Origin of the sequence: Streptomyces tricolor (assembly GCF_002155905.1) — a bacterium.
Classification (GTDB): domain Bacteria; phylum Actinomycetota; class Actinomycetes; order Streptomycetales; family Streptomycetaceae; genus Streptomyces; species Streptomyces tricolor.
Map to the genome: position 1 here is coordinate 1 of NZ_MUMF01000089.1, position 19,132 is coordinate 19,132.

16 protein-coding genes are annotated in these 19,132 nt (G+C 75.7%); 3 read left to right on the forward strand and 13 right to left on the reverse strand.

Annotated features, from left to right (window positions below; all coding sequences use genetic code 11):
- On the forward strand, positions 1–388 hold a 388-nt coding region (locus CCN44_RS07555), incomplete at its 5' end, for a helix-turn-helix domain-containing protein (protein WP_143649644.1).
- Here the strand turns inward: CCN44_RS07555 and CCN44_RS07560 are convergent.
- The 3 genes from CCN44_RS07560 to CCN44_RS07570 all read right to left on the reverse strand — a co-directional run bounded on the left by CCN44_RS07560 (position 349) and on the right by CCN44_RS07570 (position 5,174).
- A complete protein-coding gene (locus tag CCN44_RS07560) occupies positions 349–1,311 on the reverse strand; it encodes a helix-turn-helix domain-containing protein (RefSeq protein ID WP_086697186.1) in 963 nt (320 codons plus the stop codon). The two genes, CCN44_RS07555 and CCN44_RS07560, sit on opposite strands and share 40 nt — an antisense overlap.
- Positions 1,308–4,061, reverse strand: coding sequence for a helix-turn-helix transcriptional regulator (locus CCN44_RS07565; RefSeq protein ID WP_158103079.1), 2,754 nt, complete (start codon positions 4,059–4,061; stop codon positions 1,308–1,310). The genes CCN44_RS07560 and CCN44_RS07565 overlap by 4 nt, the downstream gene beginning before the upstream one ends.
- A 117-nt stretch (positions 4,062–4,178) precedes the next feature.
- Positions 4,179–5,174, reverse strand: coding sequence for an AraC family transcriptional regulator (locus CCN44_RS07570; protein ID WP_059254773.1), 996 nt, complete (start codon positions 5,172–5,174; stop codon positions 4,179–4,181).
- 165 nt (positions 5,175–5,339) lie between these two features.
- Between CCN44_RS07570 and CCN44_RS07575 the strand changes: the two genes are divergently transcribed.
- The gene (locus CCN44_RS07575; protein WP_059247628.1) at positions 5,340–6,707 is read left to right on the forward strand and encodes an alkaline phosphatase PhoX; all 1,368 of its coding nucleotides are present in this window, start codon (positions 5,340–5,342) and stop codon (positions 6,705–6,707) included.
- 3 nt (positions 6,708–6,710) lie between these two features.
- Here CCN44_RS07575 and CCN44_RS07580 read toward each other — a convergent pair whose 3' ends face one another.
- Genes CCN44_RS07580 through CCN44_RS07625 form a run of 10 tightly spaced genes read right to left on the reverse strand, consistent with a single transcriptional unit; the run spans position 6,711 to position 18,029 of the window.
- Positions 6,711–8,297 carry an ABC transporter ATP-binding protein gene (locus CCN44_RS07580; RefSeq protein WP_086697188.1) on the reverse strand — a complete coding sequence of 529 codons (1,587 nt, stop codon included), beginning with the start codon at positions 8,295–8,297 and terminating at the stop codon, positions 6,711–6,713.
- Positions 8,294–9,181 (reverse strand): ABC transporter permease, encoded by an 888-nt coding sequence (locus tag CCN44_RS07585; protein WP_086697189.1) that lies wholly within the window; start codon positions 9,179–9,181, stop codon positions 8,294–8,296. Before CCN44_RS07585 ends, CCN44_RS07580 begins: the two co-directional genes overlap by 4 nt.
- Positions 9,178–10,131 (reverse strand): ABC transporter permease, encoded by a 954-nt coding sequence (locus CCN44_RS07590; protein ID WP_059247631.1) that lies wholly within the window; start codon positions 10,129–10,131, stop codon positions 9,178–9,180. The genes CCN44_RS07585 and CCN44_RS07590 overlap by 4 nt, the downstream gene beginning before the upstream one ends.
- Complete coding sequence (locus tag CCN44_RS07595; protein WP_086697190.1) at positions 10,128–11,708, reverse strand: ABC transporter substrate-binding protein; 1,581 nt, start codon at positions 11,706–11,708, stop codon at positions 10,128–10,130. The genes CCN44_RS07590 and CCN44_RS07595 overlap by 4 nt, the downstream gene beginning before the upstream one ends.
- A gap of 31 nt (positions 11,709–11,739) precedes the next feature.
- Positions 11,740–12,540 (reverse strand): class I SAM-dependent methyltransferase, encoded by an 801-nt coding sequence (locus CCN44_RS07600; protein WP_086697191.1) that lies wholly within the window; start codon positions 12,538–12,540, stop codon positions 11,740–11,742.
- Positions 12,541–12,553: 13 nt separating this feature from the next.
- On the reverse strand, positions 12,554–13,816 hold the full coding sequence (locus CCN44_RS07605; RefSeq protein WP_086697192.1) for an MFS transporter: 1,263 nt from the start codon (positions 13,814–13,816) through the stop codon (positions 12,554–12,556).
- On the reverse strand, positions 13,800–14,858 hold the full coding sequence (locus CCN44_RS07610; protein WP_086697193.1) for a mandelate racemase/muconate lactonizing enzyme family protein: 1,059 nt from the start codon (positions 14,856–14,858) through the stop codon (positions 13,800–13,802). The genes CCN44_RS07605 and CCN44_RS07610 overlap by 17 nt, the downstream gene beginning before the upstream one ends.
- Positions 14,855–15,943, reverse strand: a complete 1,089-nt coding sequence (locus CCN44_RS07615) for a PLP-dependent cysteine synthase family protein (RefSeq protein WP_086697194.1) — start codon at positions 15,941–15,943, stop codon at positions 14,855–14,857. The genes CCN44_RS07610 and CCN44_RS07615 overlap by 4 nt, the downstream gene beginning before the upstream one ends.
- Positions 15,940–16,776: a Rossmann-like domain-containing protein gene (locus CCN44_RS07620; protein ID WP_086697195.1), complete on the reverse strand. Its 837-nt coding sequence runs from the start codon at positions 16,774–16,776 to the stop codon at positions 15,940–15,942. The genes CCN44_RS07615 and CCN44_RS07620 overlap by 4 nt, the downstream gene beginning before the upstream one ends.
- Positions 16,773–18,029 carry an ATP-grasp domain-containing protein gene (locus CCN44_RS07625; RefSeq protein WP_189397350.1) on the reverse strand — a complete coding sequence of 419 codons (1,257 nt, stop codon included), beginning with the start codon at positions 18,027–18,029 and terminating at the stop codon, positions 16,773–16,775. Before CCN44_RS07625 ends, CCN44_RS07620 begins: the two co-directional genes overlap by 4 nt.
- A gap of 158 nt (positions 18,030–18,187) precedes the next feature.
- Between CCN44_RS07625 and CCN44_RS07630 the strand changes: the two genes are divergently transcribed.
- A partial coding sequence (locus tag CCN44_RS07630; protein WP_208639727.1) for an alpha/beta fold hydrolase occupies positions 18,188–19,132 on the forward strand: 945 nt, incomplete at its 3' end.

The following is a 19,132-nucleotide window of genomic DNA, read 5'->3' on the forward strand; positions in this document are numbered from 1 at the left end:
GGGCGCCGGGCCGGCCGACGCCCGCCGTCAGCTGTCGGCGCTGGTGCGCCGGTACATCGACGCCCATCTGCGGGATCCGGAGCTGTCCCCGGCGGGGATCGCCGACGCGCACGGCATCTCGCTGCGCTACCTGCACCTTCTCTTCGAGGGCGAGGAGACGACCGTACGCAGGCTGATCCGGCGCCGCCGTGTCGAGGAGTGCGCCCGTGAGCTGGCCCGCCGGCAGGGTGTGGTGCCCACGATCTCGGCTGTCGCACGCGGCTGGGGGTTCCGGAACGCCACCCACTTCAGCCGCTCGTTCCGGGAGGTGTTCGGGATGTCGCCGCGCGAGTGGCGGGCCGCCGGTGGTCAGCCGGCCGCGCTGGTCGCGCGCAGCACGGACGCGTGAGCGGGAGCCTCCCGCCCCCGTCCGCCGTCCTCGCCCGACGCGGTGCGCAGGCGGTGCCACTCGCCCGGTGACATGCCGTACGCGGCGCGGAAACTGCGGCTGAAGTGGGCGGCGTTGACGAAGCCCCAGCGCCGTGCCACCGCGGCGACGGAGGGGACCGGATCGGCGGGGCCGCGGCGCCCGAGTTCGCGCCTGCACTCCTCCAGCCGGCGCTGTTTGATCCAGCGGGTGAGGGTCGTCCCCTCGGCGGCGAAGACCTTGTGCAGGTAGCGCACCGAGACGTGGTGCCGGGCGGCGATCCGTTCGGGACTCAGGCCCCGGTCGCCGAGGTGCTCGTTGACGAAGTGCCGGATCCTGCGCAGCGTCTCGCGTCCGTCGCCGTCCGCACCGGGTGCCGGCTCGGGCGGTCCGGCGGCGCGGGCCGCGGCCAGCGTCCCCAGCAGGTCGGTCACCACGGCCGCCACGTCCCGGCGGTACGGCTCGGGGTGTCCGGCGGCCGAGTCGGCGGCCCGGAGGAGGACGGGTGCGAGCAGCCGGGTGACCGGGTCGCCGGGCTGTCCGTGCACGCCGCGCGCCGCCAGCAGCTCCGCCTCCGAGGCGCCGACCGCCCGCCGGGGAATCCGGTACAGGTGGAGCCGGTAGGTCTCGCGCGCGTGCAGCTCCCACGGTTCGGACAGCCGCATGAGGAACACCTGGCCCGGTGCGCACGGCGCGCGCCGGGCCCCGCGGACGAGGTCGGCCCCGCCCCGGGCCTGGGTGCCGAGGGCCCAGAACGCGTCGTCGGCGGCCGACGGCACGTGCCGCAGGACGCTGCCCGCGGGTCCGCGGTAGGTGAGCAGGGTCACGGGGCCGAGGCGGGTGGCGGCGGCGTACGCCCCCGTGGTCGTCGTGGCCGGCGGTGTGCGGCCGTCGTCCGCGGTCATGCCGTTCCTGCCCGGGTCAGCGCCCGGGCGACCCCCGCGCGCGTCGTCACCTGGAGTTTCGGATAGACCTTGTACAGGTGGCTGGCGACCGTCCTGGGCGACAGTTGCAGGCGCGCGCCGATGTCCCGGTTGCTGAGCCCGGCGGCCACCAGCCGGGCGATCCGCAGCTCCTGCGGGGTCAGGGCCGCCACGGGGGCGCGGGGCGCGGCGGCCGGACCGGGTGCGTCGTTGACGCGGAGTTCCTCCCCGGCCCGCTCCCGCCACGGTCCGGCCCCGAGGCCGGCGAACGCCTGCTGCGCGGCGGCCAGGTGGACCCGCGCCTCGGCGCGGCGCCCGCGCCGGCGCAACCAGGCCCCGTGGTGCAGGCGCAGCCGGGCCCGTTCGAAGGGCCAGACGGCGGACCCGGGCAGGGTGTGGACGGCCGTGCAGGCGGCGTCCACGTCCTCGCTCACCATGGCCTCGGCGGCGCGGAGCACGAAGCGGTGGTGCGGGGAGATCCGGTCCATGCCGGCGGCGCGGCCGGCGGCGACATGGCGGCGGGCCTCGGCGGTCCGCCCCGTGTGCAGGGCGGACTCGACGAGATCGAGGAAGACGAGGTGGAACTGGCTGACCCCGGCCGGCAGCAGCCCCGGAGGCGTCAGCGCCGCGGCGTGGCCGTAGGCGGTCTCGTAGTCGCCGAGGGCCAGCGCGCAGGCGGCCTGGAGGGCGCGCAGCCGGTGGACGAGGAAGGTGAGTCCGCGTTCCGTGGCCCAGGGGCGCAGGTCCCGGACCAGGTCCTCGACGGCCTGCCGGTCTCCGCGGGCCGCGGTGACGTAGGCCGCCTTGTAGGAGTGGACGGCCGCGTTGAACTCGCTGCCCCGGGCCCGGACGACGGCCGCCGCGGCGCGGCTGCGCTCCAGGCAGCGGTCCCAGTGGCCGCGCAGGTAGTCGTCGTAGGCGGACACCGCCTCGGCCAGGGCCTGGGTCGCGTACGGGTACTGGTCGACCATCCGCCGCCACAGGGGGGCATGGTCGCCGACGGCGTCGAGGCCCGCCGCCGCCCACAGCAGCAGCCAGGTCTCGGCGGTACCGACCTCGTCGGGCAGGGTGTCGAGCACGGCGCCCAGCCGGGCGTGTCCGCCGTGGGCCCGGCGAGCCGGGTCGTGCCAGGCGTCGCATCCCAGCCGGACGATCTCCCCCGCCTCCGCCGCCCGCGCCTCGACGGCCGCCCACACCTCGGGGTCCGCCGTGAAGCCGGCGGCGAGCACGAGGAGGAAGAGGGCCGGCAGCCACAGCTCGGACTCCCGGCCGGGCAGGCGGTCGAGCAGTGCGGGCAGCAGGGCGACGGCGGGGCCGACGTCTCCGTCCGCGTGGAAGCGGACGAGGGCCTGGGTGAAGTCGAGGACGTCGCGGCTGTCCGCGGGCACTCCGTGGGCGACGGCCTGGTCCAGCAGGCGGGCCGCGAGACCGGTGTGGTTGCCGCGGGCGGCGGCGCAGGCCGCCGTCACCAGGCGGCCGCCCCGGCGGGCGGGGTCCTCGCTCAGCGCGGCGGCGCGGGCGTGGAAGAGTGCGGCCTCCAGGTCACCGCCCCGCGCCTCCGTGGCGGCGGCGACCGCCACGAGGGCGGCGGCCACCGATTCGTCGGGCGCGGTGGTGGCCTCGGCCAGGTGCGCCACCTGGCGGGCCTCGCCCGGCCGCAGCACCGCCGCCCAGGCCCGGTGGGCACGGCGGCGTTCGGCGCCGTCGGCGCCCCGCACCAGGGACGACCTGACCAGCGGGTGCCGGAAGCGGACCCGCTGGTCCTCGACGTGCACCAGGCCCAGGCGCTGCGCGGTCGCCAGGTGCGCCGCGGCGTCGCCGGCGTCCGCCGCCGCGGCGGCCTCGGCGACGAGCCGGGCGGACTCCTCGGGACCGGCCAGCGCGCACAGCAGCAGGGTGAACCTCGCCGCCGGACGGAGCGAGGCGACGCGGCGTGCGAAGACGCGTTCCAGCCGCTCGCCCAGCGGCAGATAGTCGGGCAGGGGGAGCCGGCCGCCCCGTTCCAGGGCGTCGAGCCGGGAGGGCAGTTCGACCAGGGCGAGCGGATTGCCCACGGCCTCCCGCAGCACCCGTTCGCGTGCCGGGGCGGACAGCCCGGGGTGGGCCTCGGCCAGCAGCGTCCGCGCCTGCTCGGCCCCCAGCGGTCCGACGGTGAGGACCTCGGCGCCGGTGGGGTCCAGCCGGTCCAGCGCCTCCTGCCAGGCGGTCGCCACCATGACGACCGGCAGCGAGGCGACCCGGCGTTGCAGGAAGCGCAGCACCTCGGCGCTGGAGGCGTCCGCCCAGTGCAGGTCGTCCACCGCGACGAGCAGCGGCCGGGTGCGGGCCACCCGGTCCAGCAGCTCGACGGCGGCGGCCGAGACGGTGTACGAGGGCACCGGCGGGCCGGTCTCCAGCTCCAGGGCCCGGCGCAGCACCGCGCGTCCCCGCTGCGAGATCCCGTCCGCGTGCCGCGTCAACGGCCACAGCAACTGGTGCAGCGCCGCGAACGGGATGTCCCGCTCGGCCTCCGCGCCGCACACGCCGAGGACCCGCAGCCCGTGGGCGGCGGCCAGTTCGCCGGCCTGGTGCAGCAGGACGGTCTTGCCGACGCCGGGTTCGCCGCAGAGCCACAGGGCGCGGCCGGTGTCCGCCGCGTTCTCGATCGCGTGCCGCACCACCGCCCACTGCCTGCCCCGCCCGAGCCGCTCCGCGCCGAGCGGCACGGTGGGTGCGAATGCTCCGTACGGCACGCTCCTGTCCCCCCATCCGTGTCGGAAGCGGCGTCGGTCCGCCGGCACCATCGTCCGGCGCCGCGGGGGCCGGGACGGCGTCTCGGCGCCTTCCCTGCACGCTGGGGCAAACGTTCGTCAGCGCTGGTCAAGAGGCGGCTCGGGCCGGCCGCCCGGCTCGCTCCCGGCCTGCCGGCGCCATTCCCGGGGGGTCAGTCCGTAGGCGGCCCGGAAGCGGCGCGCGAAGTGGCTCGGGCCGGGGAAGCCGCACCGGGCCGCCACCGCGGCGATACCGAGGCCGCGGTGGGCCGGAGAGGCCAGCATGGTCCGCGCCAGGTCGAGGCGCTGTGCGATGACCCACTGCTCGAAGCTGATGCCCGCCCGGCCGAGCAGGGTGTACAGATGGCGCCGGGACACGGCGTGTTCCGCCGCGACCCGGTCGAACGTCAGCTCCGGATCGGTGAGGTTGCGGCGCACATGGGCCAGGACCCGGGTGACGAGCGTGTCCGCCATGGCCGCCCGGGCCGGGGGTGCCGTGGTGTCGTGCGCGGCGGTCAGGAGCAGCGCCCGGACGAGTTCGGTGGTGGCACCGGCCAGGGCCGGCGCGCCCGGGTCGGCCTCCAGCCGGGCCGGATCGCGCCACAGTCCGCGCAGGTGCCCGAGCACCAGGTCGTACAGCGGGCTGCCGCGCAGCCGGAAGCAGGCGTCGACCACGACGTCGACCGGCAGTGCCAGCCGCTCGGCGTCGATGATCACGGCGTCCGCCGCGCCGGTCCCGGACCAGCCGTAGGTCCGGGCGGACACCTCGTGCAGGACGCAGATGTCCTCGGTACCGAACTCGCCCTGCTGTCCGCCCAGTTCGACCCGTCCGGTGCCGCGCGTCTGCAACGTGAAGGAGACGACGGGCCGTTGCCTGAGCCGGCGCAGGTGCCGGTCCGTGCGCCGCACCTCGAACCCGGTGCTGGACGACCGGAACAGCACCACTCCCCCGACCTCCCACCGCTCGAACCGCGCGCGGACGCCCGGGCCGGGGTCTTCGTGGACCACCTCGTTGGGCACCGACTGGTCCATCGCGTACTGGAAGGCGTCGACCCGTTCGTGGCGGGCGATCGTGTCGAGGTCGAGCAACAGCATGGCCATCCCCCCTTGCGCTGCGGCGATGGCCACAGTGTGCATCACCGCGAAGCCGGAACGATCACGTCCGTGACACGTGCTCCGCGTGTGGTTCACGCGGCGCGCACCAGGTGATAGACACAGCGGGATCAAGTTCCTGTCCGCCAGCAGGAAGGTTACTGCCGTATGTCTGCAACACGCCGTCAGGTCCTGGCCCGCGCAAGCGCCGTGGGAGCCGGCATCGCCTTCACCGGGGCGCTGTCCGAGCTCTTCGCGGGCACCGCCGCAGCGCAGCCCCTGGGCCACACCGGCTACGGCCCGCTCGTTCCCGATCCGCACGGCCTGCTCGACCTGCCGAAAGGTTTCCGCTACACCGTGCTCTCCCGCGAGGGCGACCGGCTCCGCTCCGGAGAGGGCCCCGTCCCCTCCAACCACGACGGCATGGCCGCCTTCGCCGGCCGGGGCGGCCGTACGCACCTCGTCCGCAACCACGAGAACCGCGTCACCGCGAAGTTCCCGGTACCGACCGTCAGCGGCCTGACCTACGACCCGGCGGGCAAGGGCGGCTGTACGGCCCTGACGCTCGACGCGCGCCATCGCGTGCTGTCCGAGCGGGTCGCCATCGCCGGTACGGCCGTCAACTGCGCGGGCGGACGCACCCCTTGGGGCACCTGGCTGACCTGCGAGGAGACCGAGGACAAGGCGGGCACCAACGGCTACACCAAGGACCACGGCTTCATCTTCGAGGTCCACCCCACCGACCCGCACCGCACCGGCGCGGTCCCGCTGACCGCGATGGGCCGCTTCCAGCACGAGGCGGTCGCGGTCGACCCGCACAGCGGCACGGTCTACGAGACCGAGGACGCCTTCCAGAAGCCCTTCGGACTCTTCTACCGCTTCCTCCCGCACAAGCCGCTCGGCGGCGTCGGCTCGCTGCGCGCGGGCGGCCGGCTGCAGGCGATGCGGGTGCCGGGCGTACCGGACCTGTCCACGATCCAGGAGACCGGGGCGCGCTTCGACGGCATCGAGTGGGTGGACGTACCCGATCCGCTGGCCGTCTCCACGCCCACCCGGCTGCAGGACTACGGCCCCGGCGGCATCACCCACGCGCAGAAGCTGGAGGGCTGCTACTGGGGCGGCAGTTGCGTGTACTTCGTGTCGTCCTTCGCCCGCAGCGCGGAAGGCTCCGGGGCCGACCACTACGGCCAGATCTGGCGCTACGACCCGGCCCGCCGCCGGCTGACCCTGGTCGTCGTGTTCGGCCCGGACACCGATGTGCGGCTGCCCGGCGAGTCCCCGGACAACATCTGCCTCGCCCCCGGCGGCGGCCTGATGGTGTGCGAGGACGGCAACGGCGCCCAGCACGTCTTCGGCGTGACCCGCCGGGGCGAGGTGTACGCGATGGCCCGGGGCCGCCAGAACCTCGGAACCGACGAGGAGCCGGAGTGGGGCGAGTTCGCCGGGGTCACCTTCTCCCCCGACGGCGAGACGATGTTCGTCAACTGCTACACCCCCGGCACCACGTTCGCGGTGACCGGGCCGTGGCGCGGATAGGGCTCACGGCACCGCGCCCGTCTGCGGGCGCGCCGCCTGCGTCAGCGCGACGGTGAACGGGTGGTCCGGCGCGGCGAGGATCCGCCGCGCCGGACCCTGCTCGACCACGTCCCCGCCGTCGAGGACGGCGATGCGGTGCGCCAGGGCCGCGACGTCCAGGTCGTGCGTGATCAGCACCAGGGACAGGTCGCCGCGGTCGCGGAGCAGGGCCCGCAGGACGTCCAGGAGACCGCGGCGGGTGACCGTGTCCAGGCCCGAGGTGATCTCGTCGCAGAGCAGGACGCGGGGGCGGGCGAGCAGGGCGCGGGCGAGGGCGGCGCGCTGGAGTTCGCCGCCCGAGAGCTGCCCGGGGCGCCGGCCCGCCAGGTCCTCCGGGAGGCCGAGGCGGGCCAGGGTGGTCAGGGCCTCCCGGGTCGCCGGGCCCGGGGCGGCGCCGCGCAGCCGGATCGCGGTGCGGGCCACCTGGTGCAGCACGGGGCGGTGGTGGTCGAAGGCGGCGCGGGCGTCCTGGAAGACGTACTGCACGGCGGCCAGTTGCGCCCGCCCGCGGTGGCGCAGGCTGCGCGGCAGCGGCACCCCGTCGAGGAGCACCTCGCCGTCGTGGTCGCGGTGGAGTCCGGCGAGGCAGCGGGCGAGGGTGGTCTTGCCGCTGCCGGAACGGCCGACGACGGCCAGGCATTCGCCCGGGTGCAGATCGAGTGCGGGGGCGCGCAGCACCACCGTGCCGCCCCGGGCGCCGTCGCGGTGGCGGGCGGTGAGATCACGGATCCGCAGGACGGGGCGGGTGCCGCCCGTGGCGCCCACGGGCGCGGTGAGGTCCCGTCCGGCGTCCAGCAGCCGGCGGGTCCACTCGTGCCGGGGCGCCGCCCACAGGCGCTGCGCCGGGCCCGACTCCACGACCCGGCCCGCCCGCAGCACGACCACCTCGTCGGCCAGGGCGCGGACCGCCTCCAGGTCGTGGCTGAGCAGGACGACGGCGATACCGCGGGCCGTGACGGCCCGCAGCTGGTCGACGATGCGGCTCTTGGTCAGCGCGTCCTGGCCCGTGGTGGGCTCGTCGGCGACGATCACACGCGCGCCGAGCAGCAGGGCCTGGGCGAGGACGACGCGTTGCTGCTGGCCGCCGGAGAGCTGGTGCGGGTAGCGCCGCAGCAGGCTCTCCGCGTCCGGCAGTTGCGCCTCGGCGAGTGCGGTGAGGACCCGGTCCCGGGCCGCCGCCCGGCGCCGGCCCCGGGGCAGGTGCCGTACCTGGGTGCGGGCGATGTCGGTGAGGAGGGCGCTGATGCGGCGGGCGGGGTTCAGGACGGCGGCCGGGTGCTGGGGGATGTAGCCGATCGGGCCCTCGGCCGTCCGGCGGATCTCGCCGGAGACCCGGGCGCCGGGCGGGTGTTCCCCGAGCAGGGCGAGCCCGGTGGTGGTCTTGCCGCTGCCGGAGGCGCCGACCAGGGCGGTGACCTTGCCGGGTACGACGGTCAGGCTCACCCCGTCCACGATCGCCCTGCCGTCGACCTCGACGCGCAGTTCGCGGATCTCGGCCACGGGTGCCGCGGTGGTACCGGTGCGGCCGGCCGTGCCGCTCTCGTGCGTCATGTGCGTACCTCGCTCGCTGCGGGGGCGGTGCGGACGGCCCCGGTCGTCGCCGGCCGGGCCGGGCCGCGCCCCCGGCCGCCCGCCAGTGCCGCGTCGAAGAGCAGGTTGGTGCCCGTCGTCAGGGCCACGATCAGCAGCGCGGGGACGACGACGGCCCAGGGCTGGACGAACAGCCCGGTGCGGTTGCGGTCGACCATGACCGCCCAGTCGGCGGCGTCCGGGGCCACCCCGACACCGAGGAAGGCGGCCGTGGCCACCAGGTACAGCACACCGGTCAGCCGGGTGCCCGCGTCGGCGGCCAGGGTGCGCAGCATCGACCGGCCGACGTAGCCGACCCCGATCCGCCACCACGTCTCCCCCTGCATGCGCAGCGCCTCGACGGCGGGCCGGGCGGCGGCCTCCGTGCCGGCGGCGCGCACGAGACGGGCCGCGTCGGGCACGTTGACCAGCGCGACCAGCAGGGCCAGCCCGGTGGCGCCGGGTGCGAACACCGTGGCGGCCAGCAGGATCAGCAGCAGCGACGGCACCGCCAGCAGGACGTCCAGGGGCCGCATCAGCAGCTCCTCCAGCCACCGGCGGTGGGTGAGCGCGGCGGCCAGGCCGACGGGGAGCGCGACCAGGTACGCCAGGGCGGTCGCGGCGAGCGCGGTGACGACGACCGGGCGACCTCCGTGCAGCACCTGCTGCCACACGTCCCGGCCGACGAAGTCGGTGCCGAGCCAGTGCCCGTCGCCGCGGGTGAAGGACACGGTCCGCGGACCGGGCTCGCCCGCGCACAGCGGGCCGAGCAGGGCGAGGAGGAGAGGTACGGCGATGACGGCCGCCCCCAGGACGAACCGCCCCGGGGCCGCCTTGCGCACCCCGCCCGTGTGCGGCTTCCTCACGCCGCCACCCCCGCCCGGGGGGCGAGCCGGTGGGCGACCAGGTCGGCGGCGAGGGTGAGGACGACGGTCAGCACGCCGAACACCACGGCCAGGCCCTGCACCACCGGCACGTCGCGTTCGGCGACGGCGTTGAGCAGGACGGTGCCGAGTCCGGGGATCACGTACAGCGCCTCCACCACGATGACCCCGCACAGCAGCCAGTCGACGGTCCTGGCCAGCTGCTGGACGGCGGGGGCGAGGGCGCCCGGCAGGGCGTGGGTGTAGCGGACGCGGGCGCCGGAGACGCCGTAGCGGCGGGCCTGCGCCACGTACGGCGAGGCCAGCGCGTCGATCATGCCGGCGCGCACCAGGCGGACCAGCGAGCACACCGGGCGGGCCAGCAGCACCAGCACGGGCAGGACCAGCACGGCGGGATGGCCGGGCAGGTCCGTGCCGTAGCCCACGGCGGTCGGCGGCAGCCAGCCCAGCCGGAGCGCGAACACGGTCACCAGCAGGACCCCGAGGGCGAACTCGGGCACCGCGTACACGGCGAGCGTCACGGAGCTGATCAGCCGGTCGACGGGCCCTCCTTCACGGCGGGCGGCGAGTACGCCGAGCCCGAACCCGGCCGGGACGAGCAGGGCGACGGTGAGCGCGGCCAGCAGCAGGGTGGGGCCGAAGCCGTCGGCGAGGTACCGGACGACCGGGCGGCCGGAGGCCAGCGAGGTGCCCAGGTCGCCGTGGAGCAGGCCCGCCGCCCAGTCGGCCAGCCGCTCGTGGGCGGGCCGGTCCAGGTGCATCGCCTCCCGGATCGCCGCGACGCGGGCCGGGTCGGGCTGGTCCCCGGCGAGGGCGACGGCGGCGTCGCCCGGCAGCGCCTCGGTGAGCGCGAAGACCAGCAGCACGACGGCGGCGGTCTGCACGGCCCCGAGGATCAGCCGCCGGGCGACGAAGGAGCGCAGTCCGCTCACCCGAGCCACACCTTGTCGAAACGGGCCCAGTCGAGCGTGTTGGCCGGGGCCTTGGTCTCGACGCCCTTGACGGTGCGGGCGGTTCCGATGATCCAGTCGGCGAACCCCCAGACCAGGAAGCCGCCCTCGCTGTGCAGGCGGCGCTGCATGCGCGCGTAGACGGCGGCGCGCCGGGTCTTGTCGCTGGTGGACTGCGCCTGCTGGTAGAGGGCGTCGAAGTCCTTGTGCCGCCACTTGGTGGCGTTGGTGGTGGAGTCGCTGAGCAGGCGCTGGGAGATGTGGGCCTCGATGGGCATGGCGCCGGAGCGGTAGCAGCACAGGGTGCCGGAGTCGAGGATGTCGCTCCAGTACGAGTCCTTGCTGCCCATCCGGACGTCGACGGTCACGCCGGCCTTCCTCGCCTGGTCGCGGAAGATGCCGGCGGCCTCGGTGAATCCGGCGGCGACGGCGGAGGTGTCCAGGGTGACCTTCAGGTTCTCGGCGCCGGCCTGCTTGAGCAGGGCGCGGGCCCTGTCGAGATCCTGTTCCCGCTGCGGGAGGCCGTCGGCGTAGTACTCGTAGCCCTTGCCGAACAGGTCGTTGCCGATCTCCCCGGCGCCGGACAGGGCGCCGTCGACCAGTTCCGCGCGGTCGGCGATGAGGAAGAACGCCTGCCGTACCCGCTTGTCGTCGAAGGGCGGCCGGTCGGTCTTCATGCAGAACGCCTGCATGGCGCTGTTGCGCAGCCGGACGATCTCGATCTGCCCCTTGCCCTCGTGGGCGCGGGCGGTGGCGGGGGCGAGTTCGTGGGCGTACTCGACCTGGCCGCCGAGGAGGGCGTTGACGCGGGCGGACTCCTCGTTGGCGACGACGAGTTCCAGCTCGTCCAGGTGGGGGGCGCCGTCCCAGTAGCCGTCGTTGCGGCGGAAGACGGCGGAGCGTCCCGGGGCGAAGGAGACGAAGCGGAACGGGCCGGAGCCGACCGGCTTCCGGCCGAGGTCGCGGGCGTGCCAGGGGACGATGTAGGCGCCGAACGCGGCCAGCAGGTTGGGGAATTCGGCGGTGGGCCGCTTCAGGACGAACTCGATCGACCGCGTGCCGGTGGCGCGGCTGGCTTCGAGGTCGAGGGGCTCCAGGGACGCCTTGGCGCGGAACGCCTGCTTCGGGTCGGTGATCCGGCGGTAGCTGTACAGGACGTCCTCGGCGGTGACCGGCCGGCCGTCGTGGAACTCGGCCTCGCGCAGGGTGACCCGCCAGCGGTCCAGGGTCTTGTTCGGCTCCCACTTCTCGGCGAGGCGGGGCCGGGCGGAGAGGTCGGCGCCGTAGTCGGCGAGCTTGTCGAAGAGGGCCTTGGCGCGGGCGACGTCGGCGAAGAGGTTGGCCAGGTGCGGGTCGAGTGTCTCGCCGGCGCCCCCGCCGGCGAACGCGGCGCGCAGCCGGCCGCCCTTCTTCGGCGTGCCGTCGGCCTTGCCGTCGCCGTCGCCGGAGGCGGATCCGGAGCCGCCGCAGCCGGCGAGGCCGAGCGCACCGAGCGAGGCGGCTCCGGTGGCGGCGAGGAAGCCGCGGCGGCGCAGCGCGGGGAAGTGTTCGTCGTGCATGGGATTCCTTGGGTGTGAGAGGGAGGACGGCTCAGCGGGGGGCGGCGAGGCGTGCGACGACGTGCAGCCGGTCGGCGTCGGCCGCCGTACCGGGCGACAGGCCCTCCTGCCAGGGCGGTTCGGTGCGCGGGCCCGGCCCGTCGTGGAGTTCGAGGACGTCGAATCCGTGCGCGGTCAGCAGATGCCGCAGCTCCTGCGGGAACAGCAGCCGCCAGGCCGAGCGCTGGACGACGGGCTCCGCCTCGTCGTCCGAGGTCCACACGCGCGTACGGCGCAGCAGCTGGGCCGTGCGGTCCACGGTGAGCGTGGTGGTGGACCGGTAGGCGGTGCCCTGCCAGGTGAAGGCGTGCACGGCGGGCGTGTCCAGCAGGTCGGTGCGGCCGAGGAAGTACGCGCCGTTGCGCATCTCCGCGACGAGCAGGCCGCCCGGGGCGAGGGCGCGGCGGCAGGAGGCGAGGAAGCCGTCGAGCTGGTCGTTGGTGTGGCAGTACAGCAGGGCGCTGTCCAGACACACGACGGCGTCGAACCGCTCGGGGCCGAGGTCGAAGCGGTGCAGGTCGGCGCGGACGTACCGGGGTCCGGGGTGGTGGGTGCGGGCGTGGGCCAGCATCGCCTCGGACAGGTCGGCGCCGGTCACCGTGCGGCCGGCCCGGTGCAGGTGGGCGGCGTCGCGGCCGGTGCCACAGCCCATGTCGAGGACGCGCGGTCCGGCGCCGTGCCGGCGCAGGCGGTCCTCGGTCCAGCGCCCGGCGAGCCGGCCGGGGTCGGGGAAACGGGCCTCGTACAGCTCGGGGTTGTCGGTGAGCAGGTTGTGCGCGGTCGTGGCGGGCACGGGGTCTCCTTCCTCAGGCCGTGGCGGGTACGGCGGGCCGCGACGGCGCCGGCAGTGATCCGCGCCGGTGCAGCCAGGCCACGCCCAGCGCCGACGCGAGCCCGAACAGCGCGCAGCACGCCCACGGCAGCCAGCCGGCGCCCCCGCGCTCCCCGGTGTCCATGGCCCAGCCGACGACGGCGTTGCCGACGGCGGCGGCGATGCCGGAGACCACGTAGAAGACGCCGAAGTAGGTGCCGGTCAGCTCGGCGCGGCCGAAGCCGGGGACGAGTTCCATGACGAACGGCTGGGCGGCCATCACCCCGAGGTGGAGCAGCAGGGCACCGGCCAGCACGGGCAGGGCGCGCAGGGTCGCGCCGGCCGCCCCGTCCGGGCCGCCGGAGCCGCCCGCGACCAGGGCCGGCGGCAGGAACGCCAGCGCCATCAGGCCGAGGCCGGCGGCGATCCAGCGGGCGCGGTGGCCGCGCTCCTTGAGCGCGCGGGTGAGGCGCAGTTGGAGACTGAGGTTGGCGAGGGTGCCGACGAGGAAGACCAGGCCGGCCGCGCCGTCCCAGCCGGTGGCCCGCCGCGCCCCGTCGGGCAGCAGCAGGTACAGCTGGTTCTCCAGGGTGAACATGCCGACCATGGCGAGGGCGAAGGCGAGGAAGGCGCGGTTGCCGAGGACTTCGCGCCAGTCGGTGAGCACCGTGCCCGTGCGGGGGGCGGCCTTCCGGGCGGGCAGCACCAGGGCCTGGGCGACGGTGAGGGCCGCGAAGATCCCGGCGGCGGTGAGCGCGGAGGTGCGGAAGTCCACCAGCAGCAGCGCGCTGCCCAGCAGGGGACCGATCAGCGCGCCCGCCGTGGCGAACATGGAGAACAGGGCGAACGCCTCGGCCTTGCGGTCACCGGCCTCCTGGGCGAGGTAGGCGCGCACGGCGGGGTTGAACAGCGCCCCCGCGAAACCGCTGAGCACGGACGCGGCGAGCAGGACGGCCAGGTCGTCGCCGAGTGCGAACAGCGCGAACCCCACGGTGCGCAGGGCGCAGCCGGCGATGATGACACCCCGCGGGCCGAGCCGGTCGGAGGCGGAGCCGCCGACGAGGAACAGGCCCTGCTGGCTGAGGTTGCGCACGCCGAGCACGACACCGACGGCGGCGGCGGACAGGCCGAGGTTCTCGCCGAGATGAGTGGCGAGGTAGGGGATGAGCAGGTAGAAGCCGGTGTTGACGCCGAGCTGGTTGACCAGCAGGAGCCGGACCGCGAGCGGGAAACGGCGTATCTCATGCCACGTCCGCATGCGCCGTCACCTCCCGGACACCCAGACCGGGGCGGTCGCCGGCGCGGACGACGCCGTCCGCGCCGCCGATGCCGGTCCACGGGTCGTGGGCGAGCAGCAGGTGGCCGTCGAGGTCGGCCCAGCGGGCGCGGTCGGCGAGGTGGACGGCGGGGGCGAGGCCGAGGCTGCTGGCGGTCAGGCAGCCGAGCATCAGCGCGGTGCCGCTGCCGGCCACCGCCTCGGCGATGCGCAGGGCGGCGTGCACGCCGCCGCACTTGGCGAGCTTGACGTTGACGCCCTGGACGCGTCCGGCGAGGCGGCGGACGTCGTCCAGGTGCACGGCGTCCTCGTCGGCGATGACCGGCAGCGGTGACCGTCGCGCCAGCGCGCCCAGTGCCTCGGGGTCGCCGGGCGCGAGGGGCTGCTCGACGGCCTCGACGCCGAGGTCCGCGAACCGGGGCAGCAGTGCCTCGGCCCGTGCCCTGGTCCAGGCGCCGTTGGGGTCGAGGAGCAGCCGGGCGCGGGGTGCGGCGTCCCGGATGACACGGACGCGCTCGATGTCGTCCTCCGGGTCGGCGGATCCGGCCTTGACCTTGAGGATCCGGAAGCCGCTCGCGGTGAGCCTGCGGGCCTCGGCCGCCGCGTGGGCGAGGGATGTGATGCCGAGGGTGCGGGCGGTGGCCGCCGCCGGGGGTGCCGCGGCGCCGAGGAGCCGGTGGACGGGGCGGTCCGCCCGTTTGCCGGCGAGGTCGAGCAGGGCGGCCTCGACGGCGGCGGTCACGGCCGGCGCCGTGCCCTCGGCGGGCCACTCGCCCGCCCGCAGGGCCGCCAGGGCGCTCTCCGGGTCGGGGAAGCGGGCGAGGTCCGCACCGGCGGCGGCGAGCAGCCGTTGCAGCGTCGCGGTGTCGAGGCCGTAGTAGACGCTGGTGACCGCCTCGCCGTGACCGGTGACGCCGTCGTGTGCGACGGTCAGCCACACGGCGTCGCGGGCGGACATGGTGGAGCGGGAGATGCGCAGCGGCTCGGTGAGCGTCAGGCGCACGGTGCGCAGGCTGGCCTTCACGGCGTCCTTTCCAGGTGGGGTACGGCCGTCAGCGGGTCGGTGACGCGGGTGCAGCGGGCCCAGCCGGTGGCCTCGGCGGCGCCGGGGTGCGGGAGTTGCACGGGGCGGGTGGCCGCCGTGGCGGGGTCGAGGCCGTGGGCCGCGGCGAAGTCGTCGTCGTAGACGGTGCCGAGGTAGCGGTGCGGTCCGTCGGGGAAGACGGTGGCGACGACCGCGCCGGGGTGGACCCGGGCGGCCCAGGCGGCGACCCGGGCGACGGCGCCGGTGCTCCAGCCGCCGCTGACGAAGCTGGTGCGGGCCAGGCGGCGGCAGCTGTCCACGGCCTCGGCCGGGCCGACCCAGTGGACCTCGTCGAAGGCGTCGTAGGCGACGTTGCGCGGATGGATGCTGCTGCCGAGGCCGCGCATCAGCCGGGGCCGCGCGGGCTGCCCGAAGATGGTGGACCCGGTGGAGTCGACGCCGATGAGCCGCAGCGCGGGCCAGCGCCGCCGCAGCGGGCCGATGACGCCCGCGCTGTGGCCGCCGGTGCCGACGCTGCACACCAGGATGTCCAGGTGGTCGAGCCGGTCGACGAGTTCGGCGGCCAGGGAGGCGTAACCGGCGCTGTTGTCGGGGTTGTTGTACTGGTCGGGCCAGTAGGCGCCGGGCAGTACGGCGAGCAGTTCCCGCAGCCGGGCGAGCCGTGCCCCCTGCCAGCCGCCGCGGGGCGCCGGGCGGTCCACGATCTCCAGCCGTGCGCCGTACGAGCGCAGCAAGGCCCGCATGGACGGCTCCAGTTCGTTGTCGCCGACCAGCACGATGGGGTGGCCGAGCGCCTGCCCGGCGAAGGCGAGTCCGATGCCGAGGGTGCCGGAGGTGGACTCCACCACCGGGGCTCCGGGCCGCAGTTCGCCGCGCTTGCGGGCGGCCGTCAGCATCGAGACGGCGGCGCGGGCCTTCATGCCGCCCGCCGCGAGCCCTTCGAGCTTGGCCCAGAATCCGGGGTGCGGGCTCGGCAGGTCGGCGGTGATGCGGACCAGGGGGGTGCGGCCGAGCAGACTGAGCAGTTCCGGGCGGGCGGTGGGGCGTACGGCCGTCGTGGTCATCGCGTGCCCTCCGGAGCGGGGCCGCCGTAGCGGTGGACGGTGCCCGGGCCGCCGTCGAGCCAGAAGAAGGGGTAGGGCTCGGCGCACACCGCGGTCACCCCGTGGCCGAGGAAGCGGGGCAGGATCGCGCTGCCGGTCTGGGCGAACATCACCAGCGGCTTGCCGTGCCGCAGCGCGTGGCGGCGCAGCGGCTCGAAGGTGCCGTTGCCGAGTGTCATGCCGGACACCAGGAGGGCGTCGCAGTGCTCGGCCGCGGCGAGCGCGTCGGTGACGACCGGGTCGCCCCACTCGGTGACCCCGCCCTTGAAGTCGCAGGGCACGGGGTCGAGGCCGCGTCCGCGCAGCGCCTCCAGCAGGGAGTTGACGACACCGACGACGAGCACCCGGGAGCCCGCGGGCACGTCGAGGAGTTCGGCCACGACGCGGGCCCGGGCCCGGGACTTCTCCAGCGACGTCCCGGCGGGCAGCCCGGCCGGGCGGGCCCCGTGGGCCGGGGTGTGCGGGGTGACGTGCATGAGGTAGGCGTCCAGGGCGGCCACCCGCACCGGCAGCAGCGGGTGGTGCAGCAGGCGGGCGACGTCGGCGCCGACGCAGTCGTCGATCGCGCTGTCGGGCAGGGCTCCGGGTTCGACCGCGCAGGAGCCGACGGCTTCGCCGAGGCGCAGGCTGAGGACCTCGTTGCGGTAGCCGGTGCCGCGCCCGTCGTGCCGTACGGCCTGCCGGGTGGTGAAGGCGACGGCGATCCGCCGGCCGGCCGGGTCCGGGCCGAGAGCTCCGGTGCGGGCGCTCTCCAGGAGCGTGTCGAACGTCGTCGGGCCGAGGGCGGTGGTCATCGGATCACCAGCCCGGACCGCAGTTCGCCGAGCAGCGCCTCGACCCGGGCGCGGGCGCCCGGCCCGTCGGCGTCGCCGGCCATGACGTGCCCGAGGTACTCGTTGTTGCTGCCCGCCGCCGTCACCGGCCGCCCCGGCTCGGCGAGCTGCATCTCCAGCACCCCCGCGGTGTCCTGGAGCCGGCCGCCGTCGAGGGCGGCGAGCGTGCCGGAGGCGTGCGGTACGAGGAAGCCGATGGCGGCGCTGCGCAGTCCGGTGTCCCGGCGGCGCAGGTCGGGTGCGCGGCCGAGGGAGACGTCCACGAAGGCGGCGGCCAGGTCGATGCCCGTCACATGGCGGACGAGTTCGGTGATGCGGTTACCGGCGGGGCGTGGATTGACCTCGATGACCCGCGGCCCGGCCGGGGTCAGCTTGATCTCGGTGTGCGCGACCACGCCGTCCACCAGGCCGAGCGCGGTGAGCGCGGCCAGCGCGGTCCGTTCGGCGGCCTCGGTGTCGGCGGCCGGCAGCGCGGCGGGGAACATGTGCCCGGTCTCGATGAACGCCGGTGCCCCGCCGATGCTCTTGTCGGTGACGCCCACCACCTGGACGGTCCCCGCGTACGACACCGTCTCCACGCTCACCTCGGGACCGTCCAGCAGCTCCTCCAGCAGCACGGCCGGACTGCGGTGCTGGCCGCGGGCGTTGACGGGGAAGCCGGCCAGCGCGCGGACGGCGGCGGCGAGTTGCTCCTCGTCGTCCACGCGCCGCACGTACATGCCGGCGCACAGGTCGACGGGCTTGACCACCAGCGGGTAGCCGATCTCCCGTGCCGCGCGCCGCAGGTCGGTCCACTCCTCGTGCACGGCGAAGCGCGGCCCGGGCACTTCGGCCTCCGCGAGGACGCGGCGGGTGGCGTCCTTGCGGCAGGCGTGCTCGACGGCCTCCGGGCCGGGCCCGGGCAGGCCGAGGTGTCCGGCGATCCGTGCCACGGCCGGCAGGTAGTAGTCGCAGGACGTCAGCACGCCGTCGAACGCGAACACCTCGTGCAGCCGCGCCACCTGGGGCAGCAGGGCCTCGGTGTCGTTGGTGTCCGCGGTGATCACATGGCGGGCCCCGAGCAGCGGGTGGGCCGTGCCCTCGGGCGCCGAGCGCAGGTAGTGGTGCAGGTCGCGGGTGAGGAACGTGAAGGCGTGCCCGCCCTCCCGTATCGCCCGTGGCAGCAGCCGGCTCATCGAACCGACCCAGCTCTCGACCACCAACAGATGAGCCACAGCTCCTCTTTTCATCCCGTTTCGTGCCATGCGGTTCCGACGTCGGGGCAGCCCGAGGACGCCTCCGCGCAGGGAGGCGGCCGGGCTGAGCCTCGGATACGTTATCGATAATCATTTTCATTGTCAGCTTCGTTCCTCACGCCGAGGGAGAACTCCTCGTGTCCTCCACCACGCGCCGGGTGGCCCTGTTGTGCGCCCTGACGGCCGCCGCTGCCCTGCTCCCCGCCGCCGCTCCCGGAGCCGCCGCCCCGCTGCCCGCGCTCCGTTTCGGTCCCTGCCCCGACTCCGTCCCGAAGCCGCCGGCACCCGACCGCGTGGAGTGCGCACGGCTGAGCGTGCCGCTGGACTGGGACCGCCCGCGCGGCCCCCGGCTCACCGTCGCCGTCTCCCGTGTCCCCGCCTCCGGCACACCGGCCGAGCGGCGCGGCATCCTGCTGGTCAACCCGGGCGGCCCGGGCGGCTCCGGCCTCCCCTACGCGGTGACCAAGCGCGCCAAGCTCCCGGCAGCGGTCCGACGGGCGTACGACGTCATCGGCTTCGACCCGCGCGGCACCGGCGACAGCGCGCCGGCCGACTGCGGCCCGATGGGCGGGCTGTTCGACAGTCCGGGCGCGGACCCCGTCCCGGCCGGGCCGGCGGCGGAGCGGGCGTACCTGGACCGGCTGCGGCGGACGGCCGACGACTGCGCGGCGGGCGCGGGCGCCGCGCTGCCGTACCTGTCGACGGGTCAGACGGTCCGGGACATGGACGCGATACGCGCGGCCCTCGGCGCACCGCGCACCCATTTCCTCGGCGTCTCCTACGGCAGCTACCTCGGTGCCGCCTATGTCGCCCGGTTCCCGCACCGGACCGGCCGCATGGTCCTGGACAGCGTGGTCGGCCCCGAGGACTGGTACGACTTCGACGTCCGCCAGAGCCGGGCGCTGCTGCGCCAGCGGGACGTCTTCTTCGCCTGGGCCGGCGCCCACCCGGACCGGTTCGGCCTGGGCGCCGGCGCCGACGCCGTGCGCGGGGCCTACGCACGGGCCCGGGACGGGCTCGCCGCGCGGCCGGTCGCCGGGTTCGGCCCGGCGGAGTTCGACCGCAGCGTGTACCGGGCGCTG

What these genes read in the sequence shown, in the direction of transcription:
- CCN44_RS07560 (WP_086697186.1), bottom strand. Translation starts at nt 1,311, where the DNA reads ATGACCGCGGACGACGGCCGCACACCGCCGGCCACGACGACCACGGGG.
- CCN44_RS07570 (WP_059254773.1), bottom strand. Translation starts at nt 5,174, where the DNA reads ATGCTGTTGCTCGACCTCGACACGATCGCCCGCCACGAACGGGTCGAC.
- CCN44_RS07575 (WP_059247628.1), top strand. Translation starts at nt 5,340, where the DNA reads ATGTCTGCAACACGCCGTCAGGTCCTGGCCCGCGCAAGCGCCGTGGGA.
- CCN44_RS07580 (WP_086697188.1), bottom strand. Translation starts at nt 8,297, where the DNA reads ATGACGCACGAGAGCGGCACGGCCGGCCGCACCGGTACCACCGCGGCA.
- CCN44_RS07595 (WP_086697190.1), bottom strand. Translation starts at nt 11,708, where the DNA reads ATGCACGACGAACACTTCCCCGCGCTGCGCCGCCGCGGCTTCCTCGCC.
- CCN44_RS07605 (WP_086697192.1), bottom strand. Translation starts at nt 13,816, where the DNA reads ATGCGGACGTGGCATGAGATACGCCGTTTCCCGCTCGCGGTCCGGCTC.
- CCN44_RS07615 (WP_086697194.1), bottom strand. Translation starts at nt 15,943, where the DNA reads ATGACCACGACGGCCGTACGCCCCACCGCCCGCCCGGAACTGCTCAGT.
- CCN44_RS07620 (WP_086697195.1), bottom strand. Translation starts at nt 16,776, where the DNA reads ATGACCACCGCCCTCGGCCCGACGACGTTCGACACGCTCCTGGAGAGC.